Below are 18254 nucleotides of genomic sequence, written 5' to 3' on the forward strand. Positions count from 1 at the left end.
GATTACCCCTTGCTATGTAAGTAAACAGAAATATGAAAAGCTACGACTTCGCAAAAACCGCCATTGTTGGTCTACCGCTCCTTCGGGAGTCGGTAGATCGGGGGTGGTTTTTTTGCGCTTTTGGGAAGAATGGATATTTCATGCATATATAGTTAGCGATATAGATGCATGGTTTTGATCGGGTCAGTCATCATTGCTATAGATTTGAAAACGTCGTGTCCCCACCTTGTTTTGTGGAAACTCATTGATTAGTTCAGGATGCATTTTCAATACAGCCTTATTATCTAAAGCAATGGAGTCTTTAGATCGTTTCCACGTCACTGAACCATTGGCAAAAGTTGCTCGTTCAGCATCTTTCATTAACATCTGAATTTGATGCTTAGTTTCATCAAAGCTGTTTTGGTGTTTTTCAATATGATGCTTTTCTTGAATCAGTTGAGCAAACAACTGATTGGCTTGTTCATTTTGACTGAGATCTTCGACACTGAGTGGAATATGTTGAGGATAGAGTTGCTGAATGGCTTTAGCTGCCGATTCACTGGCATCGACTGAAGGTGGCGTGTCATTTTCCACACACTCCCAAAAGTATCGCTCTGCATTCACAATATGTTGAATGACTGATTCACTGCGTGCCACTTTATAGATACGAGTTTCATGACCACAGATCAGCACACAAATATGCGCTGCCTTTTTGCCTGTTACAGCGAGTTGATGTTGCACCTGACACAATACGTATAAAGGCACACCATCTCGCCATAACTTTGCTCCATATTCCCCTGCGGTTTTGCATTCTAAAATCTGTACTTCCTCACTACCTACCACCGAGTAATCTAAGTTAGCCAGCATAAAATGCTTATCCTCATCAGGATGTTGTAGTACGGCATTGATACGACGAACTTTGTTGTTGGTATGCATGCTGTAGTATTCAGCGACCAAAGGTTCAAGTTGTTTACCCCAATATAAAGGGGCATGACCTGTGCTTTCATCTTCAATGGATTGTTTAACTCGACCTGTCTTGATCATCCACAGTTCTAGCATCGACATATAGGGATTAAGTCCACAGGCTGCGGCACAGTCACTACTGCCAATACCTTGGCGTCTGACTTCAAGCCATTCTGCTTGAGTCATATTCTTTGTATTGACCAAGCGTTTGGCTGTGAATAATTTTGGGGCAATAAATGGGGTACTTGCCTGTTGCATAGATGGATTTAAAATTGCGGTATTCATATTGAAGTCCTGATTATTTTGCTATGTAAAATGATGGGGATCACAAAAAATGGGCATAAAAAAACCACAGCCGAAGCTATGGTTTTAATAATTTTTAAAATTCGAAATTCCATTTAAAAATGCTTAGTTAGGTCTAACTTTCCATGATTGAAAAATGTATATTCCGCACTATGCAAGCATGTTAAGTGCCTGTTCCAATCCTCGTTGTTTGATCGATGCGCCAGCACCAAACCAAGCTGAATCAAGCCGGTGATCGGTACTCATGGCACGACGTTCGTGGTCTATAAATTCTGTGATTGAACACAGTAATCCATAGGCTGTTCCTTTGGCTGAACTTAGCTCCGCACCTCGTCCTTGACCATTAAACATTTCCATAGCTCGACTCATCGATTTGGCATTTGGTTCAGCTTTGTCCTTGCCATTGGCTTGGGCTTGTAAGGCTACATCACGGTAGAACTGGATGATGTTGTCCTCCTGATCCACCACGTTGTTCATTGTGCTGTTATTGAACACGGCATCAAAGTAAGCGGATGCTTCCATCTGACTCACTTTACGTTGTGTCAGTTGCTTCATTTCATACATGTGTTCATCCCATGCACGTACTGAAATACCGAGTTGCTGTTTGACCTTATCAGCATCAAATTTAGTACTGTGTGGAACTTTGACCACACCTGCACTGCTGTTCTGTCCTTTTAAGGCAATCGCTAAAGTATTGTTGCACACTACTCGGATCGAGGTAAATTGTGCGGTGGTGGCAAGGGTTCCGTCACATGCTGTTGCCAAGAGCATATAGCCATTACTGACATCTTTGCCCTTCAACATGGATGTTTGCCCTGTACGTGCTAGTGCCCAGAATTTCTTGCCACCTTTGAGTACACCTGCGGTTTCAAGTTCAAAACCTGATTGCTCGGTGAGGTCACGATAGAATTCTAAAATCTCTCTCGGTTGCACTTCCTGAAAGCGTTGACTGACGACTGACAGTGGAGCATGGGTATCAGAGCGATATAAAACTCGTTGTTCTTCATAAGGCATGATGATGCTTTGCCCACGGTCATTCTGCGCCATATAACTGACATTAGAAGATTCAATCCGCCAATCCATACCTGCCTGCTGTGCCCAGACTTCAATCGGTTGGTTTTGTGTCAGTTGATTCCCTAGTCCGTGCCAAGGGGTTTCTCCGACATACGCCATTTGTTCAAGTTGATGTGCCATAGTTTTATTCCTTTTAATTTGAAAATGAAATTTGAATTTGTGTGGTTACTAACGATCTTTAATGCAAAAGGTGCGCTGGAAACTTTTGGTAGCAGTTGTGGCAGAAGCATAAATTCTGCTGTGGTGGTGTGCTTTGTTCGGTAAATGAATTCAACACACTGCCGAGTACCGTTCCTGCTATTCCACCGACAATCGGTGGCAGATTGAAAGACTTTGCGACCGTGGTTCCCAATGCACCCAATGTGGTCGGTGTGACCAAATTGGTTAAGGTCGTATTTGATTGTTGTGTACTTGCTTCAACCAATATCACATTCGTTGAATGGCAAAAGGGACAGCTCAAGCTCATAGCTCGACTCCTTAAATTTTGTGCATAAAAAAAGCCTGCTCGATGGCAGACTTTGTTTTCATATTTTCATGAAGAACTCAAAAGAGTTTCATGATTCTCATTAGGATATTATGTGTCTGAAATTATTTGGAATAACTTTTAATTTACTAATTCAATTAGTAAATAATCTCTCCAATTTTTTATTTCAAATACAACTATCAATATTATTCCAACACTCAAGCAGGTTTAAGCTGATGAGTACGATTAGGCTGTGCTGAATCAGGTTTGGCAAGTTCCCTATAAATCTCTAATTGACGATTAATTTCATTAATTTTTGGCTGTAGATCAACTGATATAAAATTACTTGACTCATCAATAGCCACCCAACCAGCTTGAACCTTTTCCATTTCATTACCTTTTTGCAACTTATGTAATATCCATTGGTTCAGATGATAGGCACGCATATAAGCTTCATGTTGATAGATCAATAAAGTACTAAAAGTAATAATACGATCAGCATTATTCAACATATGAGTTTCAAAACTTTGTAGCTGTTTGAATAGCACATTTGTTCGATGAACCAATAAATTTTCATTGAACCACGCTGCGAATTCAATGAGTAATTTCACTACGATATCTCTCTGATTACACAAGGCTTCTCGATTCATACTATTTGCACCTGTAGAACCAGCAACCCCTCCCATATATGCACCAATACCACTCGCAACAATGACTCCAACACCACCTGTAGCAAGACCTGCTAATGCGCCGAGTAGCATTGACCCTGTCATTGCACCTCCAGCAATTGCAGCAGTTTCTTTGCCAACATTTTTTAAGTATTGCTCGCCATCCACTTTACCTGAATTAAAATCACCATAATTACGATATGCCGCTAAACCAATCGTTAATAGTGGGATTGGTAGCATATCTCCTACATCCGCAAAATCTGAAACTTGCTCTAGTCCTACACCAGTAGTTTCCTGAACAGCTTCATAGCTTAAAGTGGTATCCACTAACACCATCGGATGATTACCTAGCTGCTCTGCAAGTTCACTGTTCACAATCACTGGAATATCTGGATACTTATCAAAATGACTTAATACATAATCAGCATCCATTGAGCACTTAACTTGCATCGGTGTGCCATCAACAATCAAATCATAACCAGCTTGGTTTGCGCTATCGGGAAATTCAACTGTATGTCCTTGTTGTTGTAAATTCAGTGCAACCTGTTGTTCAGCAACATAACCAGTTAAACGAGTCACTGCTCCTGCACTATCTAGTGTATTCGCTGAAATGTCTTGTAAAGTATTTAAGTTTTCAGGATTTCCTTTTGATGCAAAGCTCAATGCATCTAATACAGATGGATCAATATGTGCATAATCCCAAATTAATCCTAAAGAATATGCGGATGCCGTTAAGCCCACACCCACCTTTAGCCCTTGATCAGATAATATTTTTTCTAGCTCTTTTTGTGCTTTTTGATTTTGGTTAAGACACTCAACAATTTTTTTATTTTTCAAAAGTTTTGGTGCACTCGCAATAATTCCTTCACTATATGGAATCTGCGAATCACGCCCTCCAAAAAATGTACCAACTCCCTTACTAAAACTATTTAGCCCACGTCCCATGTCAGCTAAGAAATTCGTATCTTCAGGACGAGTTGCAATAACGTCTTCTGGTAAAAGGGCTGTTATAGCACGATTGAGTAGATTCCCTTGTAATGCTCTATCTTTCGCATCGTCTATAGAGCAAAGTAAATATACAGCATATTGCAAATCACCAAACTCTCCTTTTTCCTGATTATAGATAACATTCTTCCGCATTATTAAACATTCAAGATAATCAAAATATAATGTTTCTTGATAAGAACAATGCTCAAAATAGTACTCAAACTTTTCTATAGCGCTAGTATAGATTTGACTACGTTTGTACACTATCGCCTGTGCTTTAATGACAGCATTGCTAGGCTCACGCTCAAATAAAATTTTTAAGATCTCTCGACTAATCTGTAAATGTTCACTTTTTTCAATCTTCGATAAATACCGACTGACTAATTCAGAAATATTCATCGACGCTTGATGCTTGAGTTTGAATAAAATACATTGCTCTAACCAAGCATAATTTTTTGCATGCCCCTGATAGTGAGGGATAAATACTGTTTCAATCAATTCAACCAATTCTAAAGCAACGCCAATTTCCTCAGATGAATTGATAGAAAATTCCCATTTTTGTGGAATAGTCACACTAAATAAGCGAGAGAAAAACCCCGAATTAAGATCAGCTTTTTCTTGAGTAACTAACATCAACATATCTTCTGGAGTAAGTGTATGTTTTTGAGTTTTAATTCTATCTAGTCGTACTTTAAGTAATTTAAAATTCATATATCCCCCTAATTTTTTGAATTTTCAGATAATTTACTATTTTAGACACCAGAATTATATTACTTAAAATTGAAAAAGTACTAGTGTATTAAAAATAATAAAATTATTGATTTATTTATATATTTTCATAACCTCGATTGACTAAACTCACCCTTAATTTTATCATTCGACTGCTGACCTACATCGTCAGTCGGTTTTGACAGACCGTTTACAAAAGGCGCACAACAACGCTGTGATGGTTTTGTGCGTTCTCTTAAGTCACGCCTTTACGGTGAGACTGGGAGGGGCACGCTTGCGTGCGCTGATTTCCTTTTGTATCAGTCTGTCAACCCGCCCAGTCTTGCCACCATTATTTGACAGTAATTTGGTAAGACTCTCTTTCATACAAAAGGAGTAGTCACCATGACTCAGCACTTTCTATCTATATTATTTTCCCTAAAACGATTTTCTATTCCTCTGTTGCAATAGCAACTTTCAAAATTTTTTGCTTATTTGACTGATCTAAACGCTATCTAGCCTTGGAAAGCTTTTTCAGATCTACACTTTAGTCAATTCAGCAAAATATATTACACATCAAATAACACAATAAAAATTAGGGGAAATGATGAAAATTCAAACTTCACTCATTGTTGTCTCAGTTGCACTTCTAGCATCAGGCTGTGCCAGCAAAACCGAACGCCAGTTTATCAGTGGTTGTAAAACAGGCGGCATTAATGACAGCACTTGTTCATGCATCTACGACAAACTTGAAAAGAAATATGGTGAGGGTGGACTGAAAGAAAATATCTACACCTTACAACAAACTGAATCCTTCCAGATGGATATGGTCAATGTGTCCTATCAGTGTATGAAGGAGTAGCCATGAGAACACTTGCAGGCATTATCTGCGTCATCGCTGTGATTTGTGTACTGGGTCTACCCTTCATTAGCTTCATGATCGTGATGGGAATTTTTATTGCATTGGCAAAATTTGCAACTGGGGGGGAAGTAAATGAATTCTAATCTTAAAGCTGGACTGATCAGCACTTATCTGGTCATTGGATTCTTTTTTGCCATCTATCAACATTTCTGGGGGCAGTATAACTATAAGCCATTTACCTACAATTTAGGGCAAGGCTTAGTGTGGCCTGCGGTGATGTTTCCTGTAATCGGTAAAATTGTTGGTGGAATTTTGATTCTACTATTCGTCTGGTTTGTTGTTATTCGTCCTAAATTATAAGGGAGTGCAATCATGAAATCATTATTTTCCACCATTGCCTTGTGTTCCCTGTTAATGGCATGTAGCCAGAACAATCAACCACCAAAAACTGATACTTCAGGTGAGCCTACCAATAATGCTGCTCAGCATACTCAATCAATCTATGCTCCTTATACCGAGGAAGCAGTTAAAGCTAAACTCAATGAAATGCAGATGATTATTGACAATGGTCATGTCTATTTACCTGCTGAGGTCAAGGAAGCGGAGTCTTATATCAGTGGATGGAATAAGTATCCTGATGTGCTGAAAGCCATGATGGAAACTGACCTTAATCCAAACAACACTCAGGAAGCTGCTGACATTCCGCTTGAGAATGAATCTGCACAAGTTAGCGATCTAAATGTTAAGGCTCGCATTAGTGCTAGAGAATCTCAATCTGCTTTTAATGTACAAGGGGCAATTGAATATATTCTTGAAATTCAATCGACCAGCAATCAGCCTTTTGTTCTACAAGGCATGAAAATTAATCGTGGTCGTTGTGGTTATTACACCGCTGACTTTCATAGCAAGATGCCTGTGCAAATGAGCTATAGCTCTACAGTATCGTACTTATTGAAATGCCGTGGTGATCAGGTGCTTGAAGCTGAATTAATCACCGATCAAGGAAATGTAAGTTTGTCTTTTTGATGTCAAACTGTACAAGATAGAGAATACATCTGATAGTCGTGTTCTCTATTTTTAATATCATAATGACTCATTTTGTTCAATATCTCTGCGCCATTTTACTTCAAACTGACCTGTACCAAAAGTCCGCATCTGTGGAGAGGTTTTAGCCCGTAAGCGCTGATCTTCTTTTTCAGGATTGACCAAGTACATCGCTGCACGAATCGCATTTGTAACTTGTATTGGTTGATCACGATGAATCATTCCAACCCCAAGCAATCCATTTTTATCAAATTTTTCCTTGTTGTCTTTGGTATTACAGTTGTAGTGAGTACCCTGTTGATTGGTGATGTGCTTCCAATACTCAGCCACCAGTTTTGCTAAACCTGAATCCTCTATACGACTATTCCCATCATAGATGAGTAATAAATGGCAGTGATAGCCTTTTTCTACACCCTGCTCTAATGCCCATACATAACCTTGTAAGTGCTTAAAACAGGTATCTTTATTTGACATACGATTACATAGAATATCCAATGCATACTTAAAGTCTTGAATACCCCAATGGATTTGATATTCTTTAAGAATAGAGATATCTACTCGAACAAACTGTAATCTAGCATAGTGTGTAAGCAGTTTATTTAGGTAGCATTCCAGTTTAAAGCGATTACGTTGTTCTTGACGCTGAAAATCGAATTGTTCTCGTATTGTATTTTTCATCTCATGTTGAATTATGCCTTGAATATGGAAGATGTGGTTTAGTTCAAATCGTAAAATATCTTCATAAAGATGGGAGTCCAATTTATCCATAATGTAATCTACGAGATTAATCACTCTTTTGAAAACATTAATGATTCTGGAATAAGTAAAATCTTCTCTGTAAATCACCTTAAAAGCACACACAGCATCCAACAGCTCTCGCTTGAATTCTTCATGATCATCAACAAATTGCTCATGGCATGTACTAACCATAAAATCTTCGATTGAGATAAGAATGGATGATTCACTTTCTAATGGATTATTCTGGTACATTTAGGTTCTCACTGAAACATAAGGTTCATATCTAAGTGAGAGATGTAAAATTTTACTGATCATGATTCTAAAGCAGGATGTTGTGGTCATCCTGCTTAGCTGAACATGCTTAGAGACTTTGGAACATACTATAGGGTTAATTTAGAATGCTTTTAGTGATTTGATATTGATACATTGTCTATAACCCATTTGAGTATGGGCTATACTTAACTAAATAACTCACTGTATTTAATCAACGATATAAGTTATTGTTTATATTATTAATAGATAATAATATATATTACCTGTTAAGCAAACCTGTCTAGACTGACCATTACACCACTGCGCCATACAGCGAGAATAACCAAATTATGGGAATATTACAGAAGCTAAACTTACGCTACTTTTTTATTCAGCAATTCAGTTCCTCCTGTATAAAACTGATCCAGCAATCCATATTTTTTCATGTCATCAACACTAGGTTCAATGAATTTCAGCAAATAGTCTTCGTTCGAATATTCCTCCTCTTTCCCACGAATTGGATGAGGGATATCGATCAGAAAAAACTCATCTTTAGTGAGTGTTGAATCGGGCACATAGATACAACTATACATTTTCTGCGACTCGACTTTTGGTATAATTTGAAAAAACTTGCCTGCTACATGACTGAGTCTTCGCGTACTTTTTAAAAATGGTAAAATCTGATTTTTGGCAATCAAATTCAAACAAAATAATAAGAATTCTAGGATGAACCGTTGCTCCTGTTTCTCTAGCTTCTGAATCTGTATTTGGATGTCCGCATCTGGATCGCTGTTTCTGATTAAGTCAGGATTTGTAATCAATTCCAAACGGTATTTTTCTTGAAAGACAAAAGGATAAATATCTTTTTCAATTGTAGTCCGATTTAAAATATCTACACCATATAACAGTGAACCTTGTAAGATATGCTGACGTAAACCCCGCTGATCAAGCAGTCTGCAACACCATGATTCAAAATAGCATTGCATCATTGTCAAATTTGAATCCAAATCATTCAACTTGATATGTTGCTTCTTTTTATTGATTAATGCTTGTTTGAACACTTTTGCAAATACTGTCAAATCTCCTTGTTCCTGATGGCATTGTTGTAATTGCAAATAATGAATTAGACATTCTTTAATGAAACTAGAAATCGTCTCCTGAACTTGTGATGAAGACTGGATACGCTCAATCATTGTTCCAGAAATAATGTTGATTTTATCTGAATCAAGCCCCTTAAGAACCAATGTCGTAAGGTGATTGAGATCGCGTGAGTTGTCAGAATCCAACGGCTGCACCTGCTCAGAAATTACCGTAAAAATATCAGCAATCATTTTTATTTCAAAATGATGTCTTTCACTCGCTTCCAATATATAAAACCGACCATACCGAGCATGATTACCCCAAAAGGTATGAGATAAATTCAACACGTAGGTTGGCGTTATATTTTTTATAAATTTGTTATTGATCGTCCCATGCACATGTACCCGAAGCAGACCTATCTTTTTCAAAAAGTAGATCGAATCAAATATTGCTTGCTTATTTAACCCTGTTTTAGCAACCAGTTGTGTTGTACCTATATTACGTATCACCCCATAAGCATCACATGAGCGAGTCAAGTTTGATAATGTCAACAATACCCTAAAATCCAGTTTTTGTTCGGGTAGTAAATCAAACTTTTTAGTGGTCACTCTGACTTGAGATAATTTGATTAAAATAAGCATTAAAAGGTCAAACTGCTTAATCGCTCTCTTAAGGCGGACATACCTATGATGGGATGTTTCATGTTGATTAACTTTACTCAATAGCAGATTTAAATAATCTAAATTCAGCTGTATTGTTCTAACTCTTGCCCGCCGACCTGTTTCTGGATATGAAAACTCCAATATCTCAAAGCCTGATAACTCCTCCAATACCAGTTTTAATTTTTTATGTTGCACACCTATCTTTTCAGACAATTCCAACAATGAATCGTTGGTTTTTTGTGTACCAAAGAGACTAATAAATTTAATCAGCACCAGTCTAGCGTAGGAACTTAATCTATGTGGTGATAACTCATTAAAATTAAAAATGAGCTGCTTATGCTCTTCTGTCATTTCATCCATACATTTTTATTCATTCAACATTGCTATTAGTAAATTTTAGAATTATTTTTAGATAGGCACAAATATTTACTATAAAATAAATTTAAAACAAATAAACATTTACTAAACGTATTTAGAAATGTTTATTCCACCTTAATTAAAATCTATAATCATATTAGAATTTCAAACATCATAGAACATCAAAATGGCAAGAAAACAACTGACATTGCAACAATGGCTTGATAAAGATCAGACATTAAAATCCTTGTTTTTAGAGCACGAATGTAACAAAGAGCAGGCACTACTGCAGATAGTTCAGCTTCCTGATGGACGATTGCAAATTCAGCCCATCGAAACCATGATCCACCCATTACTCGTAGCAGAAATAACGAATCAATGGGTACTTTTACTCAATGAAAAATATTTTTCCGATCTAAAAAATAGATTCAGAAATTTCAAATATTCCAAGAAAAATCATGCGAATGTGAGAAAGCAATTTTATCTAACCTCACATACAGCCAAAAAAATGGAGGCATTGACTGAAAAGCTCAAACTTAAAACTGAGGCAGAGTGTCTAGAATTCCTGATGAATACGTATGAGGCAAAGCAAACGCTCCCTCCACCCTATAAGCAAAAATTAAATGAAAAAGACATGATTATTGAGGAATTGAACCAACGCATCAAAGCCCTTGATAAAATGCTTTATATTAAACAGCTTCAGGTACGCAAACAGGATGAAGTCATCCAGAAGTATCTCATTAATGAATTAATCAACAGTAAAATTACCATTAATGAATTAACCAATAGCCCCCTTCAGGACGCCAGTGAAATTCAGAAATTAAAACTCCAGTTTTTAAAGGAAATACAGAAAAATATTCAGCTAGAGCAAATCAGGCACCTATCCGTTGATCAAATTGCTTCTGATACTTTTGGTAATGAATAAGCTGATGATTGTTTTTTATGAGTACTTCTTATCACTTTTGAATAAGAATATCCTGTAACAGTTCAGTACAATCCCTTAAGTGGTGAAGAATACTTTCATCATTATAAATGGTGTTATAGGGTATTTTTTTCCCCAGCAGCAAAGCAGGGTCAGTTGACTTCTGAGCAATGATTAATTCGTTTATTTCTAACTGAAGTTTGTCGATCCTGTTCTGATATTTACGATTCTGATAAACCTTTCCATGATAATTTTCATTCTGTTTATTATGGGAATTAATGAGTCGTCCCTTTTCCAATTCTTCAATCAATGCCAGCTTAGAATCTATTTCATTCTGAATCCAGACCAGATTATTTTTTTGATATTCAAGTCTAAGTATTGGCAAAATTGATTTTACCGCCTGTGATAAATTCTCCCACCGACCATTTTTATGAGCTTCATCCCTTAAAACCCGATACAGAATTTGATGCCGTGGGTATACATTCTTATCATTACGAACTTTGACTGCCCGAATACCTCTCATTCGTTTCAAAATCTTTAAATTGCGTTGGGTGCAAATATTTTCATCCAGAGCCTGATAAGCCTGTAAAATGACACTATAACGTTTTTTTTGAATTGTATTTGAAAGCGTATCAAACTCGTCTTTTAATGCATTTAGCTGTTCCAATAGTACTACTATCTGCATAGGTGAAATGACAGTATTCTCACCTAAAATCAGTTGATGAAATTCATTTATTTCTTTCAGAATTAAATCATTGAGGTGTAGTCGCTCGTTCAGCACCTTTCGCTGTATATCGCTTAACTCAGCAACGATGATTCTTTTTTCTGGCTCATCAGCTGTTTTTATATTTCCACATGCCTCATTTTGTAAAAAACTGGATTCATAATAAGTAAACAGACAATCAATGAACTCCTGTTCCAATTCATTTAAGTCTTCAAATTTTATAATAGACATATTTTTATATTCCAATATGTTAACAATGTATAATAGTAATGTTTTTTTATAATTATGCACTGTTCTTTTATCACTGTATACCACTGTCTATCATGAGCCATATGAAAGTATGCAATGTTCAATATCAATACTTTCATACTGTTAATATTTATGTGTATAAAATCCTAGAGGTGGAAAATGATAGAACAGCATTATCGTGTCAAAGACTTAGTCAACTACCCTGAACGCCCTGCCAAGGACTATGTAGATCGTGGTGGTCGCAGACGAAAGCTATCTTATAAGCCTGCAACCAAAGGGATATTGAATATTGCAGAATCCACCTTCTGGAAAATGATTCGTCGGGGTGATTTTCCTGAACCTACCTATTTAACAGCAAGTATGCCCACATGGGCTGAAAGCCAGATTATTGAATGGCTTGAACTCAAAGAGCTTAAAGCAGCATAAATTAAATAGCCTGTCGTTTGACAGGCTATTTTTTTATCATTGGATTTTCATCTTTTTACTGTTGCTGATCCAGCAATGATTCTAGGTAATTCGCCCACTCCTGCATCATCTCCCGACGATTGTTTAAAAATTTGGTTCGATTGTAGGCTGTACCATTATTATCTTTTACTTTATGTGCCAATTGATGCTCAATAAAGTCTACACGTTGTTCTAATATTTCATCCAACATGGTTCGTGCGGTTGCACGTAATCCATGTGCCGTTTGCTTCCCAGCATAGCCCAAGCGTTTTAACGCTGAGTTAATCGTATTATCAGAAATAAAAGTTTTACCATCCCGACCCACGAAAATGTATTCACTGTATGGGTGCAGATCAATAATTGAATCAATTAAGTCAAAGGCCTGATCTGACAATGGTACAATATGAAGCTGCTTGGTTTTACTAGCTGTAAATTTAAAGCATCTTTCTTCACAATAGAAATACTCCTTTTTCAGCTTGCGTATCTCCCCAGGTCGCTGAAAGGTCAACACGGAGATTTTTAACGCCACTTGTGTGATATGTGAACAACGTGGATAAAGTTTGGAGTAGTTCCAAATTTTATTGAGCATTGGAGCTAGTTCCTGCTCCTCTGTCACGGCTGCAAAGTTCCCACCCTGTGGTTTGGGCAGTTCAATATCCTCAATAGGATTGTATTGAATCAGCTTCTTTTTACGTGCTGACTTAAATATCTGGTTCAAGTCCGATTTTAGGCGTTTGGCAACTGACAATGCACCACGTTCAATAATGCGCTTAAAGACCTTAATCTCAAGAATTTCCAAGGTAAGCTGTGGAAAGGTTAAATCACCAATATAGGGATAGACATCGTGCTTTAAACGACGGATCGTCTCTTCATCCTGTTTTTGCTCTAGCTCACGTTTATATAGCCATGCTTCAGCAACAATACGAAAGGTATTTTCTGCTTCTTTCTGTTTCTGGGACTTGGTTTCAATCCGCTCCATTGCTGGATCGATGCCCTGCTTAATGAGCTTCTTATATTCATCACGAATAGTGCGAGCATCATCCAGTGAAACTTCAGGATAAGTACCTAAAGATAAATCATTACGTTTGGCTAAAAATGGACGTGTGTAATTGAATATCCAGTACTTGCTACCACTCTGATCAATACGCAGGTACAGGTTTCCCCCATCAGACAGCTTATACATCTTGTCAGGATCAGGTTTAGCTTTTTTAACTTGTAAAGCACTAAGCTTATTGATTCCACGAGTCGCCATAATTCAGACATAAAAAAATGCAGTAAGAAATAATCTTACTGCATTTTTTACTACTTTATAACTACCGATTGGCGTAGTGCGTCACGGCTTGTCATATCGTATATTTCCAACTTTAACCTTATAAATCATAAACTTATATAGTGTTAAACAGTGTCAGAAACTTGAATTTGGCGGAAGCGGTGAGATTCGAACTCACGGAGGACTCACACCCTCGTCGGTTTTCAAGACCGGTGCATTAAACCGCTCTGCCACGCTTCCAACGAGCGCTATAATATAAATAAAAATTGAAGTTGGCAAATCTTTTTACTTAAGTTTTCATCTAAATGCTCAAAATAAAAACAAAAAACCTTAAATTTTTAGTTTTTATCTACTTATTGCTACTTTTCATCTTAAACAAAACTCTCTTTTGAGATTCTTAGCTATCTTTGACAGCAGAACACTCTTGGCATAACTAAATGATATTCGTCTATCTTTTTGATAACATATTCACACAGATAAGAAGCTTTACGCTTTACTCAGGGTATTCTGCCCTTTGCACTTACTGATAAGTTTTAATTCCTGATGTAGTTTCTAACGAAACTATCTATATGAAAGAAGTTTTGGCCATATGATGAATCGCAAACTATTAACGGCTGAAGGTTATCAACGATTACAAGATGAGTTAAATGATCTTGTAAGAAAAGAACGTCCAGAGATTACTAAAATTGTGTCATGGGCAGCCAGTCTTGGTGATCGCTCAGAAAATGCAGACTATCACTACAACAAAAGAAAACTACGTGAAATTGATCGTAGAATTAGATACCTAACCAAACTATTTGAAGTCGCACATAAAGTTGAATATAGCCCTGAACAAGACGGAAAAGCATACTTTGGAGCATGGGTTGAGTTAGAAAATGACGAAGGCGAAGCTATTAAATTTCGCATAGTCGGCGATGAAGAAATTTACGGTCGTAAGGATTATATTTCTTTGCAATCGCCTATGGCAAAAGCTTGTTTAGGTAAAAGTATAGATGATGAAATACAAGTTCAAACTCCTAAGGGTAAAATGATTTGGTATATAACAAACATCTCTTATCAATAATTTAATTTTTATTACAATATAATTAAGTGAAATATAATATTGAATTATATTGTCATTGAAAATCAATATAGCTCATTGATTTTTAATATACACCTATATAAGCTCATGTATAAAAATAAAAAACATAAAAATTAAAATTAAAAAAATAAATAAAATGCCATCGATAATAGATTAAAAACCAAACAAAATTTTATTTTTATAATAAAGAGATTATTTAACTATGAAAGGTATAAAAATTTCTGCTATATCAACCTATCATCCAGAAACAATTAGAAATAATGATTACTATTTAAATAAATTTGAAGATAAAGACAGTTTAAATAGAATTTTTGAAAAAGTAGGTAGAAATAAAAGGCATGTAATTATTGATGAGGAAGAAAATGCTCTCTCAATGGCAATTCATGCTTCAAAAAAATTATTAAAAAATTATAATATTTCACATGATAGTATTGATATTATTATCTTTTCCTCTACAACATTACAATATCTATCTCCAACTAATGCTTTACTTATTCATTCAGAACTAAATATTAAAACTGACTGTATATGCTTTGATATAAATGCTAATTGTTTAGGAATGTTTGTTGCCCTTGAACAGGCATCAGTTTTACTAGCGTCTAAAGAGAGCTACAAACGTGCACTAGTGATTGGATCTGACCATCTAACAATGCTCGGAGATGAAAAGCAACCAATTCCTTCAACAATTGTAGGAGATGCAGCAGCAGCCATAATACTTGAAAAAAATACTGGTGATTCAGGCATTATTGACAGGATGTATCAGACAGATAGTAGTTTTTGTAAAACTATTGTTTTTCCTCCTCATGGTTTAACGAATTACCATAGTAAGGAACAAAAAATTCATTGGGCACCATTTACTGGTTTAGAAAGCGTGGAATTTGCTGCGGACGCGTTAGAAAAGTTATTAAAGAAAAATAATTTAAAAATTGAAGACATATCTTGTTTTTTATTATCTCAATTTACAAAATCTAATATTGACATTCTTCAGGATAAAATCAATATACCTACTGAAAAAATTGAATATATTGGAGATCAATATGGGTATACAGGAGTAAGTAGTTTTTTTATTGCCTATAAAAAACGTTTAGAAAAATCACTTATAAATAAAGGCGATATTATTGTTTTTTGGTCTTTAGGAGCAGGTTATCAGACCGGTGTAATGTTATGGAAGATTTAATGAAAAATAACTTATAAAAATATTACCTTAGTTAAAAGATACTTTTTTAACAAGTATCTTTTAACTTCAATTTAATTATAAACAAATTAAATTTATTAGAACAAAACTAAATTATTTTATATTTTCAATTATTTAACTTATATCAATTTACCTAGTATCTAAATCAAATTTCACGTTGTACTAACACGATGGCTACAAAATGTAGCATTTTATACCCTATTTTCTCACATCAGAAGTGTATAAATTTTCTTCCTTAAGAAATTCATGTGTTTATGATGATATATCGAAGTTTTAATTGTACAAAATTTGACATTACTTTTTTTCAATATTATGATGCGCGCAGTTTAAATGTTGAGCATTTTTTAACCCACTCGAAAACTATGTAGATTTTCTACACAGTTTGTTTTTTTCATTTCATGTCATTTTGAATGACGTCATGACTGCCCACCCCTTATTGAATTTATCAACTTTTAGAAGTTATGGCAGCTTTTTGTCTGACTTTTAGGGCATAAATTATCTGTAGCGGAGACAACATGCACAGTAATTCAAGTTCTGGGTCGAGGCTTTGCCTTAACTCTTTATTTTCTTCTCTCCCGTTAAAAGCTCTTGCACTCAGTACTATACTTCTCCCATTTCATAGTCTTAATGCAGGAAAAACCCTACAGTACAATACTGTAGTTAACACAAACACTTTAACTGTTGTTGCGGTAGAAAGCCCGACAACCGTTTTCAAAGAAGATCAGTTTTTACACGGTTTTGGTTACGACTTAGCACGTAACTATGCACAGAACCTAAATGTAAAGCTGGACTTTAAAATCGTGGCAGACAATGCCACTGCACTTAGATGGGTTCAGCAAGGTAAGGCAAACTTTGCGATGACTACAGCAGGTTTAAGCACAATCGAAAACAAAGGTTTAATGTCGTTTTCTGCAAGTTGTGGTGACACAGCAAATTTGCAAAAAAATGGCTTAAATCCTGAGTTAAGTTGGGTATTTAAACAGGCTGATGACCCACTCACACAGACCGCCAGCGGCTTTGTATGCCAGAGTAAGCAAAATGGTGTGACTCAGCAGCTTGCTTCTTTTTATAACCGCAATGTGGTTAAACCAGAAGCATGGTCAACCATTCAACGTGACTTAAGCACACGTTTACCGATTTACAAAGCAAGCTTTAAGCAAAGCGCAGCGAAGTATGATCTAGATTGGCATTTACTTGCTGCAATTGGTTATCAAGAATCATATTTAAAGCCTGAATCTGTTTCTCCCACAGGTGTTCGCGGCTTAATGATGTTAACTAATAGCACTGCTAGAGCAATGGGTGTAAGCAATCGTAGCGATCCTGCTCAGAGTATTCAGGGCGGCGCGAAGTATTACGATCTGATGCTAACCGAATTTGATAATATTCCGTTCCCTGATCGGAACTGGTATGCGCTTGTGGCCTATAACATGGGACCAGGTGCGGTAAGTCAGATTCAGAAGCGCTTGCAATCTCAAGGGAAAGATCCGAACAAATGGGTCAACCTCTATGACTATTTGCAAAGTAATAAAACGCGAAATGGTCGATATAAGCAAGCAGTTCAATATGTCACTCGTATCCGTGCTTATCTTGAACATATCAAAACGGCGCAAACACGAATCAATATCTAATTTTTATTTTTAAAAGTTGATAAATTCATTGTTTGTACAAATAAAAAGCTTACCTTTTTGGGTAAGCTTTTTATATGAATTCTTTTAGATTTAAGCTGTATGCTCTAATACTTTCTTAAACAAATCTTTTTGTTCTTGGCTTGGCTTAGCTGTTTGTAAAGCCATTAATTGAGACATGTCGCCTTGAACTTTAATTTTACCAGTCATGAATGCCTGCATAGCAGCAGCCATATCAAACTCTAAGAATACTTTACGTAAAGTCTCAGCATCCATATTTAAAGTTGTTTTGGCATTTGAAGACAAACCTTTTTGGATTTTACCCCCATCTAAAGCTAATTCGGTATTTCCAGAAGCATCTGTCACTACTAAATTAATTGCCAAGTTCGCAAGAGCGGGCGGCAAATTAAGATCACCTGCTTCAGCAGTTAATTTTTCGACAGTCGCAAACCAATCTTCAGTTAAAAATGCAGGCATGATTCTTCCTCAAATTTATTTGTTCAATTTCTCTGGTTGTCTATCCAGACAACATCATGTGAAGCAATTCTGCTTGTGGCTTGTTATAGCATGTAATTTAAATTTTGGGCTATGACTTTTTGTACGG

General features: G+C 36.3%; 18 protein-coding genes and 1 tRNA gene. 9 read left to right on the forward strand and 10 right to left on the reverse strand.

Annotated features, from left to right (window positions below; genetic code table 11):
- Window positions 1–183: 183 nt before the first annotated feature.
- The 4 genes from WBW42_RS14720 to WBW42_RS14735 form a co-directional block, all read right to left on the reverse strand.
- The gene (locus tag WBW42_RS14720) at window positions 184–1227 is read right to left on the reverse strand and encodes a YqaJ viral recombinase family nuclease (protein ID WP_001090272.1); all 1044 of its coding nucleotides are present in this window, start codon (window positions 1225–1227) and stop codon (window positions 184–186) included.
- Window positions 1228–1395: 168 nt separating this feature from the next.
- Window positions 1396–2439 carry a DUF932 domain-containing protein gene (locus WBW42_RS14725; protein ID WP_000951122.1) on the reverse strand — a complete coding sequence of 348 codons (1044 nt, stop codon included), beginning with the start codon at window positions 2437–2439 and terminating at the stop codon, window positions 1396–1398.
- A gap of 58 nt (window positions 2440–2497) precedes the next feature.
- Entirely contained in the window at window positions 2498–2785 is a 288-nt protein-coding gene (locus tag WBW42_RS14730; protein WP_000058781.1) for a hypothetical protein, read from the reverse strand.
- Between the two features lie 215 nt (window positions 2786–3000).
- Window positions 3001–5148: a glycine zipper family protein gene (locus tag WBW42_RS14735; protein ID WP_001009680.1), complete on the reverse strand. Its 2148-nt coding sequence runs from the start codon at window positions 5146–5148 to the stop codon at window positions 3001–3003.
- A 604-nt stretch (window positions 5149–5752) separates the two neighbouring features.
- On the opposite strand from WBW42_RS14735, the gene WBW42_RS14740 reads away from it, so the two are divergent.
- The 4 genes from WBW42_RS14740 to WBW42_RS14755 are packed head-to-tail and all read left to right on the forward strand — an operon-like array spanning window position 5753 to window position 7033.
- Window positions 5753–6007, forward strand: coding sequence for a hypothetical protein (locus WBW42_RS14740; RefSeq protein WP_000701730.1), 255 nt, complete (start codon window positions 5753–5755; stop codon window positions 6005–6007).
- Between the two features lie 2 nt (window positions 6008–6009).
- On the forward strand, window positions 6010–6150 hold the full coding sequence (locus WBW42_RS14745; RefSeq protein ID WP_001259410.1) for a hypothetical protein: 141 nt from the start codon (window positions 6010–6012) through the stop codon (window positions 6148–6150).
- Window positions 6140–6367, forward strand: coding sequence for a hypothetical protein (locus tag WBW42_RS14750; protein ID WP_001087629.1), 228 nt, complete (start codon window positions 6140–6142; stop codon window positions 6365–6367). The genes WBW42_RS14745 and WBW42_RS14750 overlap by 11 nt, the downstream gene beginning before the upstream one ends.
- A 12-nt stretch (window positions 6368–6379) precedes the next feature.
- On the forward strand, window positions 6380–7033 hold the full coding sequence (locus tag WBW42_RS14755; protein ID WP_000838342.1) for a hypothetical protein: 654 nt from the start codon (window positions 6380–6382) through the stop codon (window positions 7031–7033).
- A 57-nt stretch (window positions 7034–7090) separates the two neighbouring features.
- On the opposite strand, the gene WBW42_RS14760 is transcribed toward WBW42_RS14755, so the two are convergent.
- Both WBW42_RS14760 and WBW42_RS14765 read right to left on the reverse strand, forming a co-directional pair.
- Window positions 7091–7819, reverse strand: a complete 729-nt coding sequence (locus WBW42_RS14760; RefSeq protein WP_002041114.1) for a YagK/YfjJ domain-containing protein — start codon at window positions 7817–7819, stop codon at window positions 7091–7093.
- Window positions 7820–8415: 596 nt separating this feature from the next.
- A complete protein-coding gene (locus tag WBW42_RS14765) occupies window positions 8416–10143 on the reverse strand; it encodes a hypothetical protein (protein WP_000344079.1) in 1728 nt (575 codons plus the stop codon).
- Between the two features lie 184 nt (window positions 10144–10327).
- On the opposite strand from WBW42_RS14765, the gene WBW42_RS14770 reads away from it, so the two are divergent.
- Window positions 10328–11065: a hypothetical protein gene (locus WBW42_RS14770; RefSeq protein ID WP_000101621.1), complete on the forward strand. Its 738-nt coding sequence runs from the start codon at window positions 10328–10330 to the stop codon at window positions 11063–11065.
- Between the two features lie 31 nt (window positions 11066–11096).
- Here WBW42_RS14770 and WBW42_RS14775 read toward each other — a convergent pair whose 3' ends face one another.
- Window positions 11097–12017, reverse strand: coding sequence for a hypothetical protein (locus WBW42_RS14775; RefSeq protein WP_000022452.1), 921 nt, complete (start codon window positions 12015–12017; stop codon window positions 11097–11099).
- 177 nt (window positions 12018–12194) lie between these two features.
- Between WBW42_RS14775 and WBW42_RS14780 the strand changes: the two genes are divergently transcribed.
- Window positions 12195–12461, forward strand: coding sequence for a helix-turn-helix transcriptional regulator (locus tag WBW42_RS14780; protein ID WP_000572501.1), 267 nt, complete (start codon window positions 12195–12197; stop codon window positions 12459–12461).
- 55 nt (window positions 12462–12516) lie between these two features.
- Here WBW42_RS14780 and WBW42_RS14785 read toward each other — a convergent pair whose 3' ends face one another.
- A complete protein-coding gene (locus tag WBW42_RS14785) occupies window positions 12517–13731 on the reverse strand; it encodes a tyrosine-type recombinase/integrase (RefSeq protein WP_000235462.1) in 1215 nt (404 codons plus the stop codon).
- Between the two features lie 168 nt (window positions 13732–13899).
- Window positions 13900–13989: transfer RNA gene (locus tag WBW42_RS14790), tRNA-Ser, on the reverse strand.
- A 352-nt stretch (window positions 13990–14341) separates the two neighbouring features.
- On the opposite strand from WBW42_RS14790, the gene greB reads away from it, so the two are divergent.
- The 3 genes from greB (at window position 14342) to WBW42_RS14805 (ending at window position 17653) form a co-directional block, all read left to right on the forward strand.
- The gene (greB, locus tag WBW42_RS14795) at window positions 14342–14812 is read left to right on the forward strand and encodes a transcription elongation factor GreB (RefSeq protein WP_017480520.1); all 471 of its coding nucleotides are present in this window, start codon (window positions 14342–14344) and stop codon (window positions 14810–14812) included.
- A 220-nt stretch (window positions 14813–15032) separates the two neighbouring features.
- On the forward strand, window positions 15033–16007 hold the full coding sequence (locus WBW42_RS14800) for a 3-oxoacyl-[acyl-carrier-protein] synthase III C-terminal domain-containing protein (RefSeq protein ID WP_032004380.1): 975 nt from the start codon (window positions 15033–15035) through the stop codon (window positions 16005–16007).
- Between the two features lie 533 nt (window positions 16008–16540).
- A complete protein-coding gene (locus WBW42_RS14805; protein ID WP_032057444.1) occupies window positions 16541–17653 on the forward strand; it encodes an MltF family protein in 1113 nt (370 codons plus the stop codon).
- Between the two features lie 90 nt (window positions 17654–17743).
- On the opposite strand, the gene WBW42_RS14810 is transcribed toward WBW42_RS14805, so the two are convergent.
- A complete protein-coding gene (locus WBW42_RS14810) occupies window positions 17744–18127 on the reverse strand; it encodes an SCP2 sterol-binding domain-containing protein (RefSeq protein WP_002118641.1) in 384 nt (127 codons plus the stop codon).
- Window positions 18128–18254 lie beyond the last annotated feature (127 nt).

The sequence above is a fragment of the Acinetobacter sp. LT1 genome (genome assembly GCF_059800965.1).

Excerpts from the sequence above, each read along its gene's own strand:
- WBW42_RS14720 (WP_001090272.1), bottom strand. The coding sequence starts at position 1,227 with ATGAATACCGCAATTTTAAATCCATCTATGCAACAGGCAAGTACCCCA.
- WBW42_RS14725 (WP_000951122.1), bottom strand. The coding sequence starts at position 2,439 with ATGGCACATCAACTTGAACAAATGGCGTATGTCGGAGAAACCCCTTGG.
- WBW42_RS14730 (WP_000058781.1), bottom strand. The coding sequence starts at position 2,785 with ATGAGCTTGAGCTGTCCCTTTTGCCATTCAACGAATGTGATATTGGTT.
- WBW42_RS14735 (WP_001009680.1), bottom strand. The coding sequence starts at position 5,148 with ATGAATTTTAAATTACTTAAAGTACGACTAGATAGAATTAAAACTCAA.
- WBW42_RS14740 (WP_000701730.1), top strand. The coding sequence starts at position 5,753 with ATGAAAATTCAAACTTCACTCATTGTTGTCTCAGTTGCACTTCTAGCA.
- WBW42_RS14745 (WP_001259410.1), top strand. The coding sequence starts at position 6,010 with ATGAGAACACTTGCAGGCATTATCTGCGTCATCGCTGTGATTTGTGTA.
- WBW42_RS14750 (WP_001087629.1), top strand. The coding sequence starts at position 6,140 with ATGAATTCTAATCTTAAAGCTGGACTGATCAGCACTTATCTGGTCATT.
- WBW42_RS14755 (WP_000838342.1), top strand. The coding sequence starts at position 6,380 with ATGAAATCATTATTTTCCACCATTGCCTTGTGTTCCCTGTTAATGGCA.
- WBW42_RS14760 (WP_002041114.1), bottom strand. The coding sequence starts at position 7,819 with ATGGATAAATTGGACTCCCATCTTTATGAAGATATTTTACGATTTGAA.
- WBW42_RS14765 (WP_000344079.1), bottom strand. The coding sequence starts at position 10,143 with ATGGATGAAATGACAGAAGAGCATAAGCAGCTCATTTTTAATTTTAAT.
- WBW42_RS14770 (WP_000101621.1), top strand. The coding sequence starts at position 10,328 with ATGGCAAGAAAACAACTGACATTGCAACAATGGCTTGATAAAGATCAG.
- WBW42_RS14775 (WP_000022452.1), bottom strand. The coding sequence starts at position 12,017 with ATGTCTATTATAAAATTTGAAGACTTAAATGAATTGGAACAGGAGTTC.
- WBW42_RS14780 (WP_000572501.1), top strand. The coding sequence starts at position 12,195 with ATGATAGAACAGCATTATCGTGTCAAAGACTTAGTCAACTACCCTGAA.
- WBW42_RS14785 (WP_000235462.1), bottom strand. The coding sequence starts at position 13,731 with ATGGCGACTCGTGGAATCAATAAGCTTAGTGCTTTACAAGTTAAAAAA.
- greB (WP_017480520.1), top strand. The coding sequence starts at position 14,342 with ATGAATCGCAAACTATTAACGGCTGAAGGTTATCAACGATTACAAGAT.
- WBW42_RS14800 (WP_032004380.1), top strand. The coding sequence starts at position 15,033 with ATGAAAGGTATAAAAATTTCTGCTATATCAACCTATCATCCAGAAACA.
- WBW42_RS14805 (WP_032057444.1), top strand. The coding sequence starts at position 16,541 with ATGCACAGTAATTCAAGTTCTGGGTCGAGGCTTTGCCTTAACTCTTTA.
- WBW42_RS14810 (WP_002118641.1), bottom strand. The coding sequence starts at position 18,127 with ATGCCTGCATTTTTAACTGAAGATTGGTTTGCGACTGTCGAAAAATTA.